Genomic DNA, 21,437 nt, shown 5'->3' with positions numbered 1-21,437 from the left:
ATGGGGCTTGGCGAAGCGCCAGGCGGAGGTCGGGGCGGCGGGGATGGGGCTTGGCGAAGCGCCGGGCGGAGGTCGGGGCGATCGGGATGGAGCTTGGCGAAGCGCCGAGCGGAGGTCGGTGCGGCGGGGGTGGGGCTTGGCGAAGCGCCAAGCGTGGGTCGGCGGGACCAGTGGACGGCTTGGCGAGGCGCCGGGCGAAGGAGGGGGCGGTCGGGGTGGTGGTTGGCGCGGCGCCAAAGGCGACCCGTTCGCCCGGGCGTGGTAGGGTGCGGGCATGTCCGCGAGGCAAGACTGGGAGGAGGTCTACAAGCTGTTCGATCCCGAGCAGCCTGCGTACGACAGCAAGATCCGCGTCGAGCGAAATGACGGCCCCGTCACCCAGATCGTGAAGGCCCTCGCAAGACCCTTCGGCACGCCACGCGTCCTCTTCACCGGGACCGTGGGGACGGGCAAGACGACCGAGCTCCTTCGCCTCGCGGAGGCTCGTCGAGACCATGAGCTCGTGGTTCTTCTGGATATCGAACGGCACTTCTCGGAGGTCGTCCAGGACCCGAGCGCGCTCGAGAAGGTCAGCCCCTGGGAGGTGTGTTTCCTCGCCGGCTTGCATCTCATTGCGGAGTTTCGTCGGCAATGCGCGATGGAACTGCCCGAGGCCCTCGTCAGGGATTTCGCCGAAGCTTGGTCCCGAGCGGCGCGCGGGAGCGGTACGCCGAAGGCCGCCGAGGTCGACGTGGGTGTCTTGACGAAGGCGCTGCTCACCATGGCCTCGGGGGGCGTCGCGATGGCGACGGGTACGCCGGCCGCGGCGGTGCCCGTGATGGGCAAGCTCGTCGCGGATGCATTCGCGGCGCTCAAGCTGAATTTGCCCGTCGGCCGGAGCGTACGCGAGTTACCCGATCAGGACCCCGACATCCAGACGATGCTCGGGTGCGTCAACAACCTGGTGACCGAGGCGGGTCGCAAGAGCCGTCCTGTGCTCTTCGTTATCGACGGTATCGACCGGATCCGCGACATCGAACGAGCCAAGGCGTTGTTCGTCGACTCCCAGGTCATCTCGAAGCTCGCCTGTCCGAGCATCGTCTGTGGACCCTCGGCGCTACGGCACCACCCCTCGACGGCGGCCATTCGTGGCTGGAGCGTGTGCGTCCTCGTCAACGAGCCGGTCCTCCTTCAATCAGACCCGCGCAAGCCAGGCCCAGGCGTCGAGTTCTTCTGCGAGCTCTTCGATCGCCGCGTCGATCCAATCCAGCAGAGGAGCAACCGGAGGCTCATCCCGGACCCGCTCCTCCGGCGGCTCGCGTACCGTTCGGGCGGGCGAGCTCGGGACTTCGTTCGATTCGTCCGCTCCGTGGCAGAGCTCGCCTGGGACGCGGATGAGGCGGTCGCATCCGAGAAGACCGTCGACGACGTGCTGGACAGCATGCGGCGGCAGCGCGAGATGGGGTTGAACGTGGGGCACATCGGGTTGCTGGAAAAGATCGCGGCCGACCCCGAGCATCGCTTTCCGCATGACCCCCTGGCGTACGAGCTCCTGAATTACGGCACGCTTCTCCCCTACCCCAACGAGTCCGAATGGTTCTACCCGCACCCCCTGCTGACGATGCACCTCGTGAAGGAGCCTGGCTCGACGCCATCCAGCGCGAGCTGAGGTTGTCCGACGCGGGCAAGGGCCTGCTCATTCTGGTGGACCAGGCGCGCCCGGAGCGGCTGCGCGACCTCGTCCTCGCGCTCTTGCCGACCTATCCGGACCTCGAGGTGTACACGGACGTGCGGGCCGTGTACGAGGTGCCGGAGGGCGCGGTGATGATCCTGGCGCCGCGAGCGGAGGATGCGGACTGGCTGAACCAGCAACGGCCCTTGTTCGCGCGCCGGAAGCTCAAGGTGATCCTGTGGTGTGAGGCGGAGACGTCGGTCGCGCTCGCGCAGAAGGCGGTCGATTTTTTCGACTGGATATCGCATCGGCACGAGTGTCCGCCGGGGGTGCCGATGCATGCGGTGTATGGGATCCGGGCGGCCCTTTGTGCGCGGGCGCCGGGGATTGTGTGGCGGGGGAACAACCTGGAGGCGTGTTTTCGGGTAGCGCTTCCGGGGAGGGAGCTCGTTCATCTGAGCGCGCAGCTTTCGCACGAGGAGCTTGTGCAGGCGATCCGTGATGCGGGACATGCATGGCTCGTCGTGCACGACGCCGCCGATCAGGCGGACGTATTGAAGGTCGAGTCTGCGCTCGAGGAATTGCGGATCAAGACGCGGATCATTGGGGTCGATGGCTACCTGGGGTTACGGCCCCCGAACCTCTTCTGGGGGTTTAAAGAGTATTGTCTTGGCCTCATCGAGGCGCGTGCGGCCCTGGCAGCCCTGGGGGCGCGCGCTCCCGGACGACTCGCTGCGCTCGCTGCGCTGGAGCCGGAAGCCATCAAAGTCATCGAGCTAGGTTTTCGGCGCGGGATTGCAGAAATGGGCCTCGACCGTTCGATGAGAGATGCCGAGGATCCCGGAGCAGCCGTGGTGCGCCTGGTCGAAGACGATGTTCCGTGGTTATGGGTTATGCATTGGCGTGCGCTGTTGTGGCGCGGCACGGGACGACGGTGGCCTTCATGGTTGCTCCGGCCGCCTAAAGATACGCCGCTCGCCTGGGTGGCTTTTTTCGCGGCAAAGGACGCACTGCGGCGGGAGGATGTCCGCGAGGCGACTCGCTGGGCTCGCTCCTCGTATATCTCTGCTGATGGTGATCGTGAGGGCACGAGCGTGGAGCTAGCCAATGCGCTTCGGGCACTTGCGCTGACGTATGCATCTCGTAAGCAATTTGACAACGCCGCCTCCCATCTTCATCAAGCGCTCCGCATGGCCGAAATCCGCCTCGGCCCCGACGATCCCTTCCTCGGCGGCCTCTACGGCGACCTCGCCGAAGTCCTCGCCCAGAAGGGCGACTTCGACGAAGCCATGCGCCTCGCCGAACGCGCCTTCCAGATCGAAAAGAGCGTCCCCTCCCTGTCGAGCCCCTACATGAGCCGCGCCTACAAGCGCATCGGGCACATTCAATCCCTGCGGGACCGCGCACCCATCGACCTCACCCCCACCCATACCGCCGATAAAACCACCGCTTCACCACCTCCACCGTCGCCAGATACGCCACCACGAGCGGCAACAGCACCACGAAGAACCTGAGCGGCAGCGGCGAAAACCCCACCTTCGCCCCGATCGGCGTGAATGGCAGCATCATCGCGAGCGCCACCACCGAGAGCGACGTGACGAGCAGCGCCCGGCTCGGCCTGCCTCGCAGCGGATTGCCTCGCGTCCGGATCACGAAGATCACGAGCACCTGCGTCGCCAGCGACTCCACGAACCAGCCCGCCTGGAACAGCCGCTCGTCGCCGCCGAACAGGTACAGGAGCAGCGCGAACGTCGCGAAATCGAAGATCGAGCTCAAGGGCCCGATCACCATCATGAAGCGCCGGATGAACGGCATGTCCCACCGGCGCGGCCGGGCTACGAAGGCGTCGTCCACACGGTCCGTCGGGATCGGCAGCTCCGAGAGGTCGTAAAGGAAATTGTTCAAGAGGATCTGCGCCGGCAACATCGGCAGGAACGGGAGGAACAACGACGCGCCCGCCATGCTGAACATGTTGCCGAAATTCGAGCTCGTCCCCATCAGGATGTATTTCAAGATGTTGCCGAGCGTCCGCCGCCCCTCGACGATCCCCTCCGCCACCACCGACAGGTCGCGCTCGAGCAGGATCACGTCCGCGGCCTCCTTCGCCACGTCCACCGCGCCGTCCACCGAGATCCCCACGTCCGCCGAATGAAGCGAGGGCGCGTCGTTGATTCCATCCCCGAGGTATCCGACCACCCGGCCCCGCCGCTTCAAGGCGAGGATCACCCGGTTCTTTTGCGTCGGGTTCAGCCGGCAATACAGGCTCGTCTCCTCCGCCCGCGCCCCGAGCGCGTGATCGTCGAGCCCGTCGAGCTCCGCCCCCGTCAGCGTGCCGCGCAAGGGCACGCCGAGCTGCTTGCAGACGTGCTCGGCCACGCGCTCGTTGTCCCCGGTCACGATCACCACCGCGATCCCCGCGTCGCGTAAGGCGCGGAGCGCGATGCCGGCGCTCTCCTTGGGCGGATCCTCGAAGGCCGCGAAGCCCGCGAAGACGAGCTCCGTCTCGTCGCGGATGACGACATGCCGGCATTCCGGGCCCTCCGCTTTCCAGGCGATCCCGAGCACCCGGTACCCCTCGCGCCCGAGGGCCTCGAATCGCTCGAAGAAGGCGCGCCGCGCGGACGCGTCGAGCGGCCGGACGTCCCCGGGGCCGTCGGCCTCGTAATGCGTCGAGAGCCGCAGGACGTCCTCGAAGGCGCCCTTCACGACGAGCCGCGTCTCCTCGCCTCGCCGCACGAGCACCGAGATGCGCCGCCGCTCGAAATCGAAGGGCACCTCGTCGAGCTTCTCCCAGCCGCGGATGTCGACGGTCTCGTGCCGGAGGATCGCCTCGTCGAGCGGGCTCCGGAGACCCGACTCGAAATGGCTGTTGAGGTAGGCGAGCTCGAGCACCCGCGCGCTGTCGCGACCCTGGGGATCGAGGTGCTTCTCCAGGCGAATACGCGCCTCGGTCAGCGTCCCGGTCTTGTCCGTGCAGAGCACGTCCATGCTGCCGAGGTCGTGAATGGCCGAGAGCCGCTTGACGAGCACCTTCTTCCTCGACATGCGGAGCGCGCCGCGCGCCAGCGTCACGGAGATGACCATCGGCAAGAGCTCCGGCGTCAGGCCGACGGCGAGCGCGAGGGCGAACAGGAACGACGTGAGCCACGTGCGCTCGCGGGCGAGGTTCACGAGGAGCACGAAGAGCACCATCCACATCACGAGGCGCAGGATGAGCAGGCCGAAGCTGCGCGTGCCGATCTCGAAGGCCGTGGGCGGCGGCGGCCTCGTGAGCGCGGCGCCGATCTTGCCGACCGCCGTCTGCGCGCCCGTCGCGGTGATCAAGGCCTTGCCGCTGCCGCTGATCACGCTCGTCCCCTTGAAGACCTTTCCCTCGTCGCCCGGGACCGGGCGCTTTTCGACGGGGTATGGCTCGCCCGTGAGCAGCGCCTGGTTCACGAAGAGGTCACGCGCCTCGAGCAGCGTTCCATCGGCGGGGACGAGGTCGCCGGCCACGAGCAGGACGACGTCGTCGCGCACGACCTCCTCGGCCGGCACCTCGCGGGCCACGCCGTCCCGCACGACGGTCGCGCGAATACGCGTCGCCTTTCGGAGGGCCTCGGCGGCCCGGCCGGCGCGGTGCTCCTGGACGAAATCGAGCACCACGCTGAGCAGGACCACGACCATGATGATCGCGGAGCTCTCGAGCTCCCCCGTGACCGCGGAGACGACGCTCGCCGCGAGCAAAAGAAGGACGAGGGGATTCTTGAATTTGGCGAGGAGCTCCAGGATCGCCGCGCTCACCCGGCCCCTCCCTCTCCCCCGCGTTTCTCGAGCCATTCGCCCGCCAGCCGGTGGCCGAGCGCGCGGTCCTCCTCGGTCAGCATCGAATACGCCCCCTCCCGCAGGAGCGCGTGGCGGAAACGGAGCGCCTCCTCGCCGGGGAATCGATCCTCGCGCGACGCGGCGACGAACTCCCCGTCGCGCAGGCGCGCGAGCACCTCCCGCACCGCCGTTCCTTGATGGGGATGGCTCGGGCCGAGCAGGTACGAGACGCCCCCGGCCCAGAACGTCTCGCCGAAGATACTCGCCGCCCGTAACACGCGCCGCGCCGCGCCGTCGAGCTGCCCGAGCCGCGATTGCACCATCGCCACCACCGTCTCGGGCAGCGTGTTCGGCGGACCCTCCACCGCCGCGCGGATGAGCTCCTCCAGATAAAAGGCATTGCCCTCGGAGAGCGCGGCGAGGCGCGCGGCCGTCGCCTCGGTGACCACGTCGCCGAGCACGTGCCGCACGAGCGCCCGGCGCGCCCTCGGCCCGAGCTTGCGTAGCCGCAATTCGTGCAGGCGCCGCGACGACCAGAGCCCCGGGAAGGTGTCGTGCACCTCCGGCCGCGCGAGCGCGAGCACGCAGAGCGGCGCGCCCCGACACTCCCGGAGCGCCGCGTCCACGAGGTCCACCGTCCTCCGATCACTCCATTGCAGATCGTCGAGCACGAGCAGCACGGGCGAAAACGCGCATTCGGCGAGCACGAAGGAGAGCCAGGCCTCCTTGATCCGATCCGCGAGGAGCGGCGCGCGCAGGGCCTCGTGTAGCTCCTCGAGCCTCGCGCCTCCCCGCTGCACATGCTGCAAGGCCTGCCCGAGCAGCTCGAACGCCGTGCTCTGCCGCAGCGGATCCGCCCGCGCCTTCCAGATCGAAATGGGCCCGCCCCGCGCCCGGAGCGCGCGCGTGGCCTCGTAGGCGAAGCGCGTCTTGCCCATCCCCGGCGGCGCCACGACGAGCACGCCATGCGCGAGCCCGTCCTCCACGCATTGCTCGAAGATGTGCTCGAACATCGCGAGCTCGTGGTCCCTGTCCACGTACGGCGTCGGTTTGCCGAGCAGCAATCGCGGCCGCTCCGTGGGCGCCTCCGGCTTCACCACGGCGCGCCGCTCGCCCTCGCCGAGGCAATCACGCCGCCGCGCGGGGGCCTCTTTCCCTTCGCCCGAGGACCACGCGGGCGCGAGCGCCTCGGTGAGGGCCCTGCCGTCCCGCGGCCTCGCTTCCGGGTCCTTCGCGAGCATACGCGCGACCAGCGCGTCGAGACCCTCCGGCACCCCCGGGACGAGCTCCCCGAGGCGCGGGGTCTCGTCGTAGAGCATCCGGGCGATCATGCCGAGCCCATGCGACCCCTTGAAGGCCGGCTGCCCGGTCACGCATTCGAAGAGGACCGCGCCGAGCGAAAAGACGTCCGCCCGCGCGTCGAGCGGCCCGCCGCTCCGCGCTTGCTCGGGGGCCATGTACCCGGGCGTCCCCACGACGAGGCCCGTGTCCGTCAGCCGGCTGGCCCCCGCGAGCTGCGCGACCCCCAGGTCGAGCAGCTTCAATCCCTCGATCCGCCCGCCCTGGAGGAAGAGGTTCTCCGGCTTGACGTCCCGATGGACGACGCCCCGCGCGTGCAAGGCGGAGAGCGCCTCGGCCGCGGCGCGCAGCAATCGAAGGCCCTCCGCGACGCCGAGCGGGCCGCGGCGGAGGCGGCGCCGGAGGTCCTCCCCCTCGAGCCACTCCATCACGAGCCACGGCTCGCCCCGCGCGAGGACGCCGCGCGCCACGAAACGCACGATACGCGGGTGCGGCGACGCCGCGAGGATCGCCGCCTCCCGCTCGAAGCGCGCCGCCTCGTCCGACAGCCTCGCCCGCAGCACCTTCACCGCGAGCCGCTCGCCCGTCGCGCGCTCGCGCGCCTCGTACACCGCGCCCATCCCCCCGATCGTCGCATTCCGGACGATCTCGAACCTCCCCCCGAGGATCTCCCCTATCCCGAGCACGTGCCCCCCGTCCTCGGCTCTCTGCCGGCGCGCGTCAAGGTACCATTGCCTCCCGCGCGCCGCGAGGTTATGCGCGAGGCTACGGCCATGACCTCTCCTGCCGAGCCCGAAGCGACCGAGACCGAGATCCCGCCGGAGCTCGTGCCCAGAAAACGCCGCTTCTGGCCCCTGGCCGGCGCGCTCCTGGCCCTCGCCGGCGCGGGCGCCTTCTTCAGCCTGCGCTCGCTCCGCGAACCCGAGCCGCTACGCGTCGTCGTCGCCGTCGACCTCGACGGTCACTTCTGGGACGGCTCGCGCGCCTCGGCCCTGCTCGTGAACGAGCTCTGCCAGCGCCTCGACGCCATCGGCTTCGAGCCCGTGCGCGCCGGGGATCCCGAGGTGCTCGAGGTCCTGCGCGAGGCCGAGAGCCCCGAGGAGGCCGCGAAGACGCTGCGCGCCGCGTTCGTGGTGAAGGCGAAGCTCACGCCGGAGATGATCGAACACCCCGTCGAGGGTGGATACTTCGAGGTCCGCGCCGACGCGTCGATCGAGGTCCGCCACGTCCGCGACGAGGTCCCGCAGGCGGGGCGGCTCGTGAGCTGGGCGGGCGGCAAAGGCAAGGCCGACGCGTTGCGCAGGCTCGCCGAGACGCTCGCGCTGCAGGCGTTCGACCAGGTCGCGCCCCACCTCGTCAAGCACCCGGCGATCGACGCCATTTTCAAGGGCAACGACATCAAGCTCGCCGGCCACGTGGCCAAGGCGAAGAAATACGTCGAGGTCCGCGGCGAGCGCCTCAACGAGGCCGAGCGCACCTACAAGGACCTGGAGAACCGCCGCCGGATCTTCGAGAAGGGGCCCGCGAAGATCACCTACCACAGCGCCATCGGCGCGGACGACGCCCTCGGAGGCTCGGCCACGCCCGGCGTCCTCGTGAAGACCGCCCCGATCACGCCGTTCGTCGCGCCGCGCACGATGAAGCTCTCGTGGATCACGGGCCTCGAGACGCTCGAATGGCGCGCGCCCGGCAGCGAACGCAAGGTCCTCTGGAGCGGTTATCACCTCTTCAGTTATCCCGCGGCCGCTCCCGACGGCAGCCGCGTGGTCTTCGCCGAGGACCTCTTCGGCTGGGCGAAGACGCTCACGGTCGTCGACCCGGACGGCACATCGCGCCGCCTCCGGATCGACGCCGAGCACCGCTTCTCCTCGCCGAAGGTCGCGCCCGGGGGAAAGGCCGCGGCGCTTTACGACCGTCCCTGCCGCGATTGCCCGGGGAAGCTCGCCGTCGTCTCGCTCGACGACGGCAAGACGCTCTTCGAACGGCTGCCCGAGGGCGGCTTTTTCTCGGGTTTCGCCTGGGTCGGCCCGCAGAAGCTCGCGTTCTTGTACACGCCGAGCGAGGCCGAAGCGCCGCCGCGACAGACCTTGTACGTGGCCGACCTCGGCGCCTCGCCGCCCGCGGCGAAGCCCTTGCTCCAGGTGCCCGCGGAGGAGCGCTTCGACACCATGGAGGCGAGCCGCGACGGGAAAAAACTCGTGGCGGAGCGCGGCGGGTCGAGCACGCGCCTCGCCCTGGTCGACGTCGACGCGGGCGAGATCCTGCCGGTGAACGTGGTGTACGCCGTGCAAAACCCGAGTTTTTCGCCCGACGGCAAGCGCGTCGCGTTCACCCGGTTCGGGGACGTTTTTTTCTACGACATCGAGCAAGGGAACACTCGGATGCTCACGGAGAACCCCTGGAACGAGCGGTATCCCGTGTTCTCCGAGGACGGCTCGCGTATCTATTTCGAGTCCACGAGCGACGACCCGAACTACGAGCGTCGCAACATGTCCCTCATCGGCTCGGTCGCGGTGAAGGACGCTGGCCCGCCGGAGTAAAAACCCCATGTCCCAGCAGCGGATCGTCCTCGTCACCGGCGCGACCGATGGAATCGGGCGCCAGACCGCGCTCGAGCTGCTTCGCCGCGGCCACCACGTGCTCGTCCACGGGCGGACCGAGGCCAAGGCCAGGGCCACCTGCGAGGCGCTCGAAAAGGAGAGCCGATCGAGCGAGGTCACGGCCGTCGCCGGGGATCTCGCGTCGATGTCCGCCGTCCGCGCGCTCGCCGCGGAGGTCGCCTCCCGCGCGCCGCGGCTCGACGTGTTGCTGAACAACGCCGGCGTCTTCCTGCACGAGCGAAAGCTCACGGAGGACGGCTTCGAGGCGACGTTCGCCGTCAATCACCTCGCCCCGTTCCTGCTCACGCACCTGCTCCTGCCCGCGCTTCGAAAGAGCGACGCCGGGCGTATCGTCACGGTGAGCTCGATCGCCCACACCCGCGGGCAGATCGATTTCACGGATCTGACCTCGGAGCGATATTTTCATGGATATGCGGCGTATGCCGCGTCGAAGCTCGCGAACGTGCTCTTCGCGTATGAAATGGCGCGGCGCCTCGCGGGCACGGCCATCACCTCGAACGCGCTGCACCCGGGGGTGATCGGCACGAAGCTCCTGCGCAGCGGCTTCGGGATGGGCGGGGGCACGGTCGCGCAGGGCGCGGCGACGTCCGTCCGGCTCGCCACGGACCCGGAGCTCGCCGCGGTGACGGGCAAATACTTCTCCGACGAGCACGAGGAGCCCTCGTCGACGCGCTCGCTGGATCGAAGGCTGCAACGCAAGCTCTACGAGGTCAGCGCCGAGCTCGTGGGGATCGCGGGGTTGCCGGACGTCACGTAGGGGAACGTTCGGGCCTTGTCGTCCGGGTCTGACGGTGTACACTCCGCGCCAAACACGGAGACAAACCATCATGGCGAAGATCACGCTCAAGGGCAATCCGATCCACACGTCCGGGGACCTGCCGACGAAGGGCAACGCGGCGCCCGATTTCCAGCTCCTCCGCGGGGACCTGTCGCGGGCGACGCTGTCGTCGTTCTCGGGCAAGAAGATCCTCAATATCTTCCCGAGCATCGACACGCCCGTTTGCGCCATCTCGGTGCGCAAGTTCAACAAGGTCGCCTCCGAGAAGGGCGTGACCGTGCTGAACATCTCCGAGGACCTGCCCTTCGCGCAGAAGCGCTTCTGCGGCGCCGAGGGCATCGACAAGTGCGAGTCGCTCTCCGCGTTCCGCTCGTCGTTCGGCAAGGATTACGGCGTGGAGATCGCCGAGGGGCCCTTCGCCGGCCTCACCGCGCGCGCCGTGGTCGTGCTCGACGAGGGCAACAAGATCCTGCACGCCGAGCTCGTCGCCGAGATCGCGCAGGAGCCGAACTACGACGCCGCGATCGCCGCCCTCGGCTGATCCGCCTCTCCTCACGCCTTCCCGAAAAAAAGTTGGTCACATCCTGGCCCCTCGTCGCTACGTGCGGATCGCGCGAGGAGGATCGCGCCCGGTAGGGAGGAAGCCATGGTGAACGTCTGGAAGGTGTCGACGCTCGTGCTCGCGGGTGCGCTCGTGATCGTCGTCGGCAAGGGCGCCGTGCAGGAGTCGTCGGCGTGTGAAGGGGAGCAGCCGAGCGCCGAGCAGGTCACGCGGCTCCGGCTGGCGCGGGGCTTCGCGTTCCTCGAGCGCGCCGAGCAGGAGGTCGAGCTCGCCTCCGCGGCCCGGCCGAAGGACCGCGCGAACGCGCTCGCCCAGATCGCCAAGGCCAAGGCCTCGATCGAGCTCGCCCTCGGCCCCGCCGTCGAGCCGGAGCCGCGCCCGTTGCCGAAGCCCAAGCCCAAGCCGATCCGCATCCCACGCCGGGTCATCAACGAGTCGCCCGCCACGCAGGCCGCAGGGACGACGGTGCCGGCGAGCCTGGTCAATCCGTTCCTGGTGCGCCGCTAGCCGCGCTACCCCGCCCGCGCCGTCACCGCGCGCAGGATCTGCTTCTGCACCGCCGCGAAGAGCGCGAGGACGGGCAGGCTCAGGATCACGTTCCCCGCCATCACGATGTGCCAGCGCACGCCGGTGCCCTGCTCGCGGAGCAAGGCGACGGCGAGGGGCAAGGTGCGCACGTCGTCGTCGGTGGTCATGACGAGCGGCCAGAAATAATCGTTGTAATGGAAGACGAAGCTGAAGAGGAAGAGCGAGGCGAGGGTCGGCCGTAACATCGGCGCGAGCAGGCCGTAGACGATCCGGAGCTCGCTCGCGCCGTCGAGCCGCGCCGCCTCGATCATCTCGTCGGGGACGGAGAGCAAGGCTTGCCGCACGAGGAAGGTGCCGAGCGCGCTCACGCCGAACGGGAGGATCAGCGCGGCGAAGGTGTTCACGAGGCCGAGCGGGCCGAGCATCGAGAAGACCGGGACGAACGTGACCTGCGCCGGGATGAGGAGGCAGGCGAGCACGAGGGCGAAGGCGGCCTTCTTGCCGACGAAATGCAATTTCGCGAGGGCATATCCGGCCGGCAAGGCGAGCAGGATCTGCAGGAGCGCGATGGCCACGGCCATGACCGTGGTGTTGAGGAAATAACGGCCGACGGGGATCGTCGTGAGGACCTCGCGGTAGGCCTCGAATTGAATGGAGTTCGGGATGGGCCACGCGGGCGCGGCGACGATCTCCGGCAAGGTCCGGAGCGAGGTGGAGACCATCCACGCATACGGGCCGACCCAGAGGAGGGCCACGACGGCGAGCGGGATCCACGAGCGACCCTTCTTCATCATGCCCGCCTCGTGTCCGTCTTGCCGAGCCGCCAGAGCCGGAGCTGCAATGCCGTGAGCACGAGCAGGAGCACGAAAAACGAGACGGTCATCGCGCTCGCCCGGCCGACACGCAGGTTCACGAAGACGTGCTCGTAGATCGCGTAGACGAAGACCGTGGTCGATTTCACGGGCCCGCCCTGGGTCATCACGCGGACGACGTCGAAGGCCTGGAAGGAGAGGATCAGGCTGGTCGTGCCGACGAACGAGGCGCTCGGGCGGAGCATGGGCCAGGTGACGTGGAGGAAACGGGAGAAGGGCCCGGCGCCGTCGAGCGCCGCGGCCTCGTGCAAGGAGCGCGGGATGTCCTGCAACCCCGCCAGGAAAATCACCATCGAATACCCCGTGATTTTCCAGACGCTGACGGCCGCGAGCGTGTAGAGCGCGATCGCAGGGTCGCCGAGCCAGTTCTTCGGCGCGACGCCGACGGCGCGGCAGAGCGTGGAGAGCAGGCCGCCGTCGGCGTCGAGGATCCACATCCAGAGCAGGGCGACGGCGACCCACGAGACGACGTACGCGCTGAAGACCGCGCCGCGCACGAAGGCATAAAGCTTCCCGGGCCGATCGAGGGCGAGCGCGAGGCCGAGGCCGAGGCCGAGGGAGGCGACGACGACGACCACGCTGTAGGAGAGGGTCCGCGCGAGGGTGCCCCAGAGCTCGCCGCTCGTGAGGATCTGCGCGTAATTCGCGGCGCCCACCCATTCGGGGGGCGTGAGCATGTCCCAGGCGTAGAAGCTGTTCTTGAAGACGAGCGCGAGCGGCCAGAAAAAGAAGAGGCCGAGGACGAGCGCCGTGGGGGCGAGGAAGAGGTAAGGATCACGCGGGCGCTTCGGCGTCATGGCTCCCCCGCGGCGCGGCGCGCCTCGTCGAGCGTGGCCCGCGCGTCCCTCCGGGCGAGCACCGCCTCTTCGAGCCGCGGCTGCACGGCCTCGCGCTGAATGCGGAAGAGCGAGGGCGCCCAGGGCCACGCGAAGGCGTCTTTCAATTGATCGAGCGCGACCCGGTCGTTCGGGTGCTCGCCGTAATAGCCGCTCGCCTCGAGCTCGGCGAGGCCCTTTTGCGAGACGGGCAAATACCCCGTCCGCGTCGCCCATTCGTTCGCCTGCCGCGGGAGCATCATCCATTGCAGGAAGGCTCGGGCCGCGGGGCGCTCCCTCTCGGGCGAGGCGGCGGGCATGACGAACATGGTGCCGCCCGTGGGCACGCTCCGGCGCACGTCCGCCGGCAAAGGCGCGGCGCCGACCGGGAATTTCGCGTTGTTTTCGAGGTATTTGAGGAACGCGGTCGACGTCCAGATCATGGCCACCCGGCCCGCGAGGAAGTCGGTGTTCGTGGCCTGCCAGGCATTGTAATCGCGACCCGGCGGCGGCTTCATCGTGCGCTCCTCGTGCACGAGCCGCTGCCAGAATTCGAGCGCGCGCACGCCGGCCTCACCCCCGAGCGAGGGCGTGCCGTCGTCCTCCACGACGGTCCCGCCCGCCTGGCCCACGAGCGCGACCCAGAACCACCAGTCGATGGGGCAAGCGAAGCCGTGGCGGGTCACCTGGCCGTCGCTCGTGCGGAGCGTGGCGGCGCGGGCCACGGATTCGAGCTCGCTCCACGTGGTGGGCGGGCGCAGGCCGAGCTCGGCGAAGAGGGCGCGGTTGTAATAAGCGATGGGCGTGGAGCGATTGAAGGGCGCGCAGAGGATCGGGCGCTCGCCGCCGCGGACGAAGGTCCCCGTTTGCCCGAGCGCCGGGACGATATCGCCGGTCGCCTCCCGGGTCTCGTCGATCGGCAAGAGGGTGCCGGCTTGCGCGAGGTAAGGCACGACCTCGCCGACGACGTGCGTGAGCGCAGGCGCCGCGCGCGCCGCGATGGCCGTGCGGAGCTTGGCCAGGGCCTCGAAATAATCCCCCTGGTAAATGGCCCTGATGCGGTGGGCGCTCTGCTCGGCGTTGAAGCGATCGACGAGCGAGAGCAGGACCTCGCGGTTGTTGCCGCCATAGGCGAACCACAAGGAGGCCTCGCCCTCCCTGCCGGCGCGCGTGCAGCTCGCCCCCGCGAGGGCGGCGAAGGAGGCGGCGAGCTCGATCAACACGTCCCGCCGTCCGAGGCGCCTGCCGCTCATCCGCGCGCCTCCACGAGCCTCGTCCCCGTCGCGGCGTCGAAGAAGAGGCAATGGCGCACGTCGACGGCGCAGGTGACATGGTCCCGCGGCGAAAACACGCCCCAGCCGGGCAGGCGCGCGGCGATGCGGGTGCCTCTCGCGTCGAGGTAGAGGTACGTCTCGGCCCCGAGCGGCTCGCCGTGCACGACCTCCGCCGAAAACGAGAGATTCTCGGGGGCGGGTTTTTCCCGGGAGATACGCACGTGCTCGGGGCGGACGCCCACGACGACACGCGCCGGCAGGTCGAGCCCCGCGGGCGCGGCGAGGGAGAACCCGGGCGCCTCGAGCTTGTCGCCCCGCGGCTCGACCTCGATGCGGTTGATCGCCGGGCTGCCGAGGAACGAGGCCACGAAGACGTTCGCAGGCGCCTCGTAAATGGCCTTGGGCGCGCCCACCTGCTGCAAGATGCCGCCCTTCATCACGGCGATCCGATCGCCGATCGTCATCGCCTCGACCTGATCGTGCGTGACGTACATGCTCGTCACCCCGAGCCGCCGCACGAGCGAGGCGAGCTCGACGCGGAGCTCGGCCCGGAGCGCGGCGTCGAGGTTCGAGAGCGGCTCGTCGAACAAAAACACCCGCGGCGAACGCACGATCGCCCGGCCCATCGCGACACGTTGCCGCTCGCCGCCCGAGAGCTCGCCGGGACGACGATCGAGCAGCTTCGACAAACCGAGCAGCTCCGCCGCCTCGCCGACCTTCTTTTCCCTCTCGGCCCGCGAGACGCCGCGCATTTTCAGGGGGAAGGCCAGGATCTCACGCACCTTCATGTGCGGGTAGAGGGCATACCCCTGGAAGACCATGGCGACGTCCCGGTCCTGCGGCGCGACGCGCGTGACGTCGCGGTCGCCAATACGGATCGTGCCCGCGTCGGGGGCGTCGAGGCCGGAGACGAGCCTGAGCGTCGTCGATTTGCCGCAACCCGAGGGGCCGACGAGCACGAGCATCTCGCCGTCCTCGACGTCGAGATCGAGTTTGTCGAGGGCGGGCATTTCGGCGCCGGGGTGCCGGCGGACGAGGCCGCGGAGCTCGATGGCCGCCATGGCTCAGGTTCCGACGACGACGAGGCTCGGCACCTCGGCCGCGCGCGCGAGCAACCCCGCCTTCGGGCGCACCGCGACCGGCACGCGCGAAGCGGCGAGCATGGGGACGTCGTAACTCGAATCCCCGAATGCGCCGAGCAGCGTCGCGCCCGGACAGGCGTCACGAAGCGAGACGGGCTTGTGATCACCGTAAATGGGCGGCCCGTCGAGCTCGGGCTTGATGCGGCCGTCCTGCATACGAGGCGTCATGGCGACGACGCGGCTCGCCGGGATTCCCAGGAATGCGACGCCCATCTCGACGATCCAGCGCGGCGAAGCGGAGACCACCCAGACGGGCACGTTTTCCGCTTCGGCCCAGGCGAGGATGGGCTGAAGGAATCGATGCAGCCTCGCCTCGAGGCCGCGCGCCTCGATGGCGCGCCTGGCGAAGGCGCGCGCCTCGTCGAGGGAATACCCGGCGAAGACCCACGCCATCATGGCGAAGGCGCGCGCCTCGTCGTAGGTGCCCGCGGCGAGCGCGGCGAAGAGGCCGCGCGCGATCGTGGTGGTGCTGCCGTCCTCGGTCGAACACGCGGCGCGGGCCTCGACGAGCAGCGCCGCGCGCGCCTCCTCGCGCACCGCCTCGGCGGCGATCAGCGCCTCGAAGAGGTCGTTGCCGACGTCGCCCTTCCAGAGCGTCCCATCGGCGTCGAAGGCGAGGACCGCGTCGTGTTCGCGCGGAAGCGCCGCGCGCGCGGCCGAGAGGCGCCGAACGACGCCCTCGGGGGTTTCCTGGACCGGGGTTCGACCGTCTTGCACGGTCTCCCCCCTACCACATCCGCGGCGCGGAGGGGAAAACGGGCCAGCGGCCGGGCGCGGCGCGACCGCGGCGAGCTCAGCCGTCGAGCATCCGCGAGAGCCCGCGCAGCGGGATCGTGATCCAATCGGGTCGGTTGTCGAGCTCGTAGCCGATCTCGTAGATGCACTTCTCGAGCACGTAGAAATCGAGCAGGAGGTCGGTGTCGGCGTCATTCTTCGGGAGCAGCTCGCTCTGCGCGGCGGCCCCGAGGTAACCGGCGAGGTAGACGGCCTCCGCCCAGGCGACCCAGGCCCGCGTCCAGGGTTCGAGCACGGGCAGGTCCTCGGGCCGCGCGCGGCCGGAGGAGAGCGCCGAGGCCGCCGCGTAATCGAAGGAGCGGAGCATGCCGGCGACGTCCCGGAGCGGCGTGCGGCGGAAGCGGCGCGTCGCGAGGGGGCGCGTGGGTTCACCCTCGAAATCGATGAAGATGAAGTCCTCGCCGGTGAAGAGGACCTGCCCGAGGTGGAAATCGCCGTGGCAACGGACGCGCGTGGCGTCGAGCTTGCGCGCGCTGATCGCCTTGAGCCGCCGATCTACCTCGTCCTCGCGCTTCGCGATCTCCCGCGCGAGGTCCCGCGCGCCCTCGGGCAAGGCGCGCGCCCGCCTCCGCAATGCGTCGAAGGTGCGCGCGAGCATCGTGTGCGCGCCTTGATAAAGCGATTGCTGGTGCAGCGTGGAGTAGGGCTCGCGGCCGAAGGTGGCGTCGGGCGTGTCGGCCGCGAGGGCGGCGTGGAGCTCCGCCGTCCGCTGGCCGAGTTTGTTCAGCCAAACGGTCTGCGCGCCGAGGAGGTCGTGCGCGTGGGGCGGGAGCGGCCCGCGCCCGCGCTCGGTGAACGTGCCGCGCGGCATGGGCGGCGCGGCGCCGGCGCGCGAGGCCTCCTCGGCGAGGACCCGATCGAAGAAGAGGTCGAGCGACTCGAGCGCGGCCTGGAACGCGTTGCCCCGGCTCGGCATCCATTGCTGGACCATCCCGAGCACGGTGCGGTCGCGCCCCGGCCCCTGGTATTCGACGGCGCCCCCGAGCCGCGGGACGTGCGTGTACCCCTGTTTGTCGAGGAACGATTGGATCTCGAACTCGGGGTTGATGCCCTCCTCGACCTGGCGGAAGATCTTGAGCATCACGGTCTCGCCATACACGAGGATGGAGTTCGATTGCTCCGCGGAGAGGAGCCGCCCGCGCTCGGTGGCCTCCTCGGGGACGCCCGCGAGGAAGGGGTGCGGCAGGAAGCGGAGCTCGCCGCGGACACCGGAGAACTTCGCGCCCGCGCGCACGAAGCGGAGGAGCGCGCTCGCGAGGTCGGGGTCGACGACCGCGTCGACGAGGGTGCCCTCGATGACCTGGGTTTGTCCGTCGCTCACGTGCAATCGGACGGCGGCGATACACGCGTGGGCGGCGCTGACCTCGAGCTCGCGCGCGCGCTCGCCGGTCGCGAAGGCGATGGGCAGGACGTACGTCTCCGGGGGGCCGGACGCGAAGTCGACGCGGACGAAGAGGAGCCACGCGAGGGGCGCGCCGGCCTCGCCGAGCGGAATGGCGTCCAGGATCGAGGCGCTGGAGCGCGCGCGGCCCTTGCTGCGGAAATAGCGGCGCGCCGGGAGGTAATTGCAGAGGATCGCCTCGAGCGAGCGCCGCCCCTCGGGCCGCTTCACGAGGCTCTCGATGGACTGGTAGGCGACGAGGACCGGGAGCTCTTCGCGGGCGGCGACCGAGAGCGGCGCCGCGCGCTCGAGGCCGAACCAGAAGAAATCGTGGGGCCCGAGCGAGAGCGAATATTTGCCTTCGACCTCGGGGAAGCGGGTCCGGCCGAAGAGCTCGGTGGGCGCCATGCCGCGGTACCGCGAGAGGTCGAGCTCGACGAACTGGCCATACCGCGAGAGGTTGGCCACGACGAGGACGTGCTCGTCGTCGTAGGAGCGGACGAACGCGAGGACGCGGTGGTTGTCGGGGTGGAGGAACTCGATCGTGCCGCGGCCGAACACGGGGTATTGCTTGCGCAGGCCGATGAGGCGCTTCATCCACCAGAGGAGCGACTGCGGGTTCGCCTGCTGGGCCTCGACGTTGACGGCCTCGTAATGGTACTCGGGGTCGACGATGACGGGCAGGTAGAGCCGCTGCGGGTTGCAGCGGGAGAACCCGGCGTTGCGGTCGGAGCTCCATTGCATGGGCGTGCGGACGCCGTCGCGGTCGCCGAGGAAGATGTTGTCGCCCATGCCGATCTCGTCGCCGTAATAGAGGACGGGCGTGCCGGGGAGCGAGAAGAGCAGGGCGTTCATGAGCTCGATGCGGCGGCGGGTGCGCATGAGCGGGGCGAGGCGGCGGCGGATGCCGAGGTTGATGCGGGCGTTGCGCTCCTCGGCGTAGACCTTCACCATGTAATCGCGGTCCTCGTCGGTGACCATCTCGAGCGTGAGCTCGTCGTGGTTCCGGAGGAACGTGGCCCACTGGCAGGTTTCGGGGATGGTCGGGGTCTGCTTGAGGATGTTGACGATGGGGAAGCTGTCCTCGAGCTCGACCGCCATGAACATGCGCGGCATGAGCGGGAAATGGAAGTTCATGTGGCACTCGTCGCCGGCGCCGAAATAGGCGGCGGCGTCGCTCGGCCACTGGTTCGCCTCGGCGAGGAGCATTTTTCCTCCTGAATATCGCGCCTCGATGTGGGCGCGGAGCTTCTTCAGGAAGGCGTGTGTCTCGTCGAGGTTCTCGCAGTTCGTCCCCTCGCGCTCGTAGAGGTAGGGCACGGCGTCGAGGCGCATGCCGTCGACGCCCATGTCGAACCAGAGGTCGACGACCTCGAGCAGGGCCTCGTGGACGGCAGGGTTGTCGAAGTTGAGGTCGGGCTGGTGGGCATAAAAGCGGTGCCAGTAGTAGGCCCGCGCGATCGGGTCCCAGGCCCAGTTCGAGCTCTCGAAATCCTGGAAGATGATGCGCGCCTCCTCGAAGCGGTTCGGCGCGTCGCTCCAGACGTAGAAATCGCGGTGCGGGTGGCCCGCCGGGGCCCGGCGCGCGCGCTGGAACCAGGCGTGCTCGCTCGACGTGTGATTGAGGACGAGCTCGGTGATGACGCGGATGTCGCGCTCGTGCGCCTCCTTCAGCAGGCGGGCGAAGTCCTCGCGCGTGCCGTAGCTCTCGCTGACGTCGGTGTAATCGGCGATGTCGTAGCCGCCGTCGCGGAGCGGGGAGGGGTAGAACGGCAGGAGCCAGATCGCCGTGACGCCGAGGTCCTGGAGGTAATCGAGCTTCTGTACGAGGCCCGGGAGATCCCCTATCCCGTCGCCGTTCTGATCGTTGAACGCGCGGACGTGCAGCTCGTAGACGACGGCGTCTTTGTACCAGAGGGGATCACGCTTCATAGGAAATACTCGTAATCGTTCTCCCTGCGGGCGAGCCTGCGCGCGTGGAAGACACAGGCGGGCGACGTCCGCGGATCGATCTCGACCCAGTTTCGTGTTCCCCGGAACGTATAACGCGCGCCGGAGAGGAGGTCATGGACCTCGAAGCCGCGCCCCGCGTCCGTGAGGCCCGGCAGATCGAGCTCGACCCACGCGCCGTGGCGGTGATACGGGTCGAGGTTGACCACGACGATGAGGGTGTCGTCCCCGTGCGTCTTGCCATACGCGAGGACGAGGTCGCTGTCGGTGTGGAAAAACCGGAGGTTGTCGTTGCGGGCGAGCGCGGGGTGCTCCATCCGGATCCGGTTGACGCGCGAGATCATGGGGCGGAGGCTGTCGGGGCGGCGGAGGTCCCAGCGCTTGAGCTCGAATTTCTCGCTGTCCGCATACTCCTCGGCGCCCTCGCGGAGGGGTTTGTGCTCCATGAGCTCGAACGCCGGGCCATACATGCCGTACGAGCTCGAGAGCGTGGCGGCGAGGACGAGGCGGATGAGGAAGGCCGAGGGCTCGCGGTTCTGCAGGTGCTCGGGCAGGATGTCGGGCGTGTTCGGCCAGAAGTTTGGCCGGTAAAACTCGACGACCTCGGTCTTCGTGAGGTCGTGCATGTAGGACGTGATCTCGTCCTTGGAGACGCGCCAGGTGAAATACGTGTACGACTGGGTGAAGCCACGCTTGGCGAGGCCGTACATGAGCGCGGGGCGGGTGAAGGCCTCCGAGAGGAAGACGACCTCGGGGTGGTCGCGCTTGATCACGCGGATGAGCCACTCCCAGAACGGGAGGGCCTTCGTGTGCGGGTTGTCGACCCGGAAGAAGCGGACGCCGCGGGCGATCCAGAAGCGGAAGATGCCCTCGAGCGAGCGCCAGAGCTCGGGCCACTCCTCCGTCTCGAACTCGAAGGGGTGGATGTCCTGGTATTTCTTGGGCGGATTCTCGGCGTAACGAGCCGTGCCGTCGGCGCGGCGCGGGAACCAGCTCGGGTGCTCGTGGACCCAGGGGTGATCCGGCGAGGCCTGCAGGGCGATGTCGAGGGCGACGTCGATGCCGAGGCGCTCTGCGGCCTGGAAGAACCTGTCGAAATCGTCGAGGGTGCCGAGCGAGGGGTGCACCGCGGTATGCCCGCCCTCGGGGGCGCCGATGGCCCAGGGGCTGCCGACGTCGCCCTCCTCCGCGACGAGGGTGTTGTTTTTGCCTTTACGGTTCGTCTGGCCAATCGGGTGGATCGGCGGGAGGTAGAGCACGTCGAAGCCCATCTCGGCGACGTACGGCAATCGCGCCTCGGCGTCGGCGAAGGTGCCGTGGCGGCCCTCGGGGCCGAAGGAGCGGGGAAAGAGCTCGTACCAGGCGGAGAAGCGCGCCTTTTCAGGGTCGACGACGACCTCGAGGACGCCGGGATACCGCGAGGCGAGGCGTTTGTCGGGGTGGCGCGCGGCGGCCATGCAGAGGCCGCTGTCGAGCGCGAGCGTGATCCGCTCGGTGAGCGAGAGGGTGTGGTCACGCAGGCGCGCGGCGATGTCCGCGAGCGAGCGGGCGTCGTCGCCGGTCGCGTCCCTGGCGGCCTGTTCGAGGAGGGTCGCGCCGTCGAGGATGTCGACGGAGACGTCCTGGGCCGCCTCGACGCGTTTCTTCAGGTCGCGACGGAACGTGCCGTACCGGTCGATCCAGGCCTCGACGGTGTATTGCCAGAGGCCGAGCGTGTCGGGCGAAAACGAGGCGACGAAACGATCGGGCTCGGGGGTGGGCTCGAGCGGGACGGAGACCCAGGGCGGATCGGGGTCGCCCACGGACGGGGCCGGGCGATAGAGGAGCGCGCAGGCGAGGACGTCGTGTCCGTCCGCGTAGACGATGGCCGAGACGTCGATCTTGTCGCCGAGGATCCGCTTGATCGGGAAGCGCCCGCCGTCGATCTCGGGACGGACGCGCTCGATCTGCACACGCCGGCGGCCT

15 protein-coding genes are annotated in these 21,437 nt (G+C 69.2%); 6 read left to right on the top strand and 9 right to left on the bottom strand.

Annotated elements, in window-relative coordinates; genetic code table 11:
* Positions 1–274 precede the first annotated feature (274 nt).
* Positions 275–1,648, top strand: coding sequence for a hypothetical protein (locus GF068_RS36950; RefSeq protein ID WP_153824254.1), 1,374 nt, complete (start codon positions 275–277; stop codon positions 1,646–1,648).
* Positions 1,573–3,165: a tetratricopeptide repeat protein gene (locus tag GF068_RS36945; protein WP_153824253.1), complete on the top strand. Its 1,593-nt coding sequence runs from the start codon at positions 1,573–1,575 to the stop codon at positions 3,163–3,165. The genes GF068_RS36950 and GF068_RS36945 overlap by 76 nt, the downstream gene beginning before the upstream one ends.
* On the opposite strand, the gene mgtA is transcribed toward GF068_RS36945, so the two are convergent.
* The gene (gene mgtA / locus GF068_RS36940; protein ID WP_153824252.1) at positions 3,068–5,470 is read right to left on the bottom strand and encodes a magnesium-translocating P-type ATPase; all 2,403 of its coding nucleotides are present in this window, start codon (positions 5,468–5,470) and stop codon (positions 3,068–3,070) included. The two genes, GF068_RS36945 and mgtA, sit on opposite strands and share 98 nt — an antisense overlap.
* Positions 5,431–7,440 carry a protein kinase domain-containing protein gene (locus GF068_RS36935; protein ID WP_153824251.1) on the bottom strand — a complete coding sequence of 670 codons (2,010 nt, stop codon included), beginning with the start codon at positions 7,438–7,440 and terminating at the stop codon, positions 5,431–5,433. Before GF068_RS36935 ends, mgtA begins: the two co-directional genes overlap by 40 nt.
* Before the next feature lie 87 nt (positions 7,441–7,527).
* Here GF068_RS36935 and GF068_RS36930 point away from each other — a divergent pair, with 87 nt between their 5' ends.
* The 4 genes from GF068_RS36930 (at position 7,528) to GF068_RS36915 (ending at position 11,222) form a co-directional block, all read left to right on the top strand.
* Positions 7,528–9,294: a TolB-like translocation protein gene (locus tag GF068_RS36930; RefSeq protein ID WP_153824250.1), complete on the top strand. Its 1,767-nt coding sequence runs from the start codon at positions 7,528–7,530 to the stop codon at positions 9,292–9,294.
* A 7-nt stretch (positions 9,295–9,301) separates the two neighbouring features.
* Positions 9,302–10,132: an SDR family oxidoreductase gene (locus tag GF068_RS36925; RefSeq protein WP_153824249.1), complete on the top strand. Its 831-nt coding sequence runs from the start codon at positions 9,302–9,304 to the stop codon at positions 10,130–10,132.
* Between the two features lie 70 nt (positions 10,133–10,202).
* Positions 10,203–10,694: a thiol peroxidase gene (tpx, locus tag GF068_RS36920; protein ID WP_153824248.1), complete on the top strand. Its 492-nt coding sequence runs from the start codon at positions 10,203–10,205 to the stop codon at positions 10,692–10,694.
* 105 nt (positions 10,695–10,799) lie between these two features.
* A complete protein-coding gene (locus GF068_RS36915; RefSeq protein ID WP_153824247.1) occupies positions 10,800–11,222 on the top strand; it encodes a hypothetical protein in 423 nt (140 codons plus the stop codon).
* 5 nt (positions 11,223–11,227) lie between these two features.
* Here the strand turns inward: GF068_RS36915 and GF068_RS36910 are convergent, their stop codons facing one another.
* The 7 genes from GF068_RS36910 to GF068_RS36880 all read right to left on the bottom strand — a co-directional run bounded on the left by GF068_RS36910 (position 11,228) and on the right by GF068_RS36880 (position 21,424).
* Positions 11,228–12,037, bottom strand: a complete 810-nt coding sequence (locus GF068_RS36910; protein WP_153824246.1) for a carbohydrate ABC transporter permease — start codon at positions 12,035–12,037, stop codon at positions 11,228–11,230.
* A complete protein-coding gene (locus tag GF068_RS36905; protein ID WP_153824245.1) occupies positions 12,034–12,912 on the bottom strand; it encodes a carbohydrate ABC transporter permease in 879 nt (292 codons plus the stop codon). Before GF068_RS36905 ends, GF068_RS36910 begins: the two co-directional genes overlap by 4 nt.
* On the bottom strand, positions 12,909–14,183 hold the full coding sequence (locus GF068_RS36900; protein ID WP_153824244.1) for an ABC transporter substrate-binding protein: 1,275 nt from the start codon (positions 14,181–14,183) through the stop codon (positions 12,909–12,911). The genes GF068_RS36905 and GF068_RS36900 overlap by 4 nt, the downstream gene beginning before the upstream one ends.
* Positions 14,180–15,265 (bottom strand): ABC transporter ATP-binding protein, encoded by a 1,086-nt coding sequence (locus GF068_RS36895; protein WP_153824243.1) that lies wholly within the window; start codon positions 15,263–15,265, stop codon positions 14,180–14,182. The genes GF068_RS36900 and GF068_RS36895 overlap by 4 nt, the downstream gene beginning before the upstream one ends.
* Before the next feature lie 3 nt (positions 15,266–15,268).
* Positions 15,269–16,063, bottom strand: coding sequence for a haloacid dehalogenase-like hydrolase (locus GF068_RS36890; protein ID WP_153824242.1), 795 nt, complete (start codon positions 16,061–16,063; stop codon positions 15,269–15,271).
* A gap of 76 nt (positions 16,064–16,139) precedes the next feature.
* On the bottom strand, positions 16,140–19,454 hold the full coding sequence (treS, locus tag GF068_RS36885; protein WP_153824241.1) for a maltose alpha-D-glucosyltransferase: 3,315 nt from the start codon (positions 19,452–19,454) through the stop codon (positions 16,140–16,142).
* The gene (locus GF068_RS36880; protein ID WP_338046729.1) at positions 19,451–21,424 is read right to left on the bottom strand and encodes an alpha-1,4-glucan--maltose-1-phosphate maltosyltransferase; all 1,974 of its coding nucleotides are present in this window, start codon (positions 21,422–21,424) and stop codon (positions 19,451–19,453) included. Before GF068_RS36880 ends, treS begins: the two co-directional genes overlap by 4 nt.
* Between the last annotated feature and the right edge of the window lie 13 nt (positions 21,425–21,437).

Origin of the sequence: Polyangium spumosum (assembly GCF_009649845.1) — a bacterium.
Classification (GTDB): Bacteria; Myxococcota_A; Polyangia; order Polyangiales; family Polyangiaceae; genus Polyangium; species Polyangium spumosum.
The sequence above is the reverse complement of the archived record's forward strand: the minus strand, read 5'-3'. Positions and strand labels throughout refer to the sequence as shown.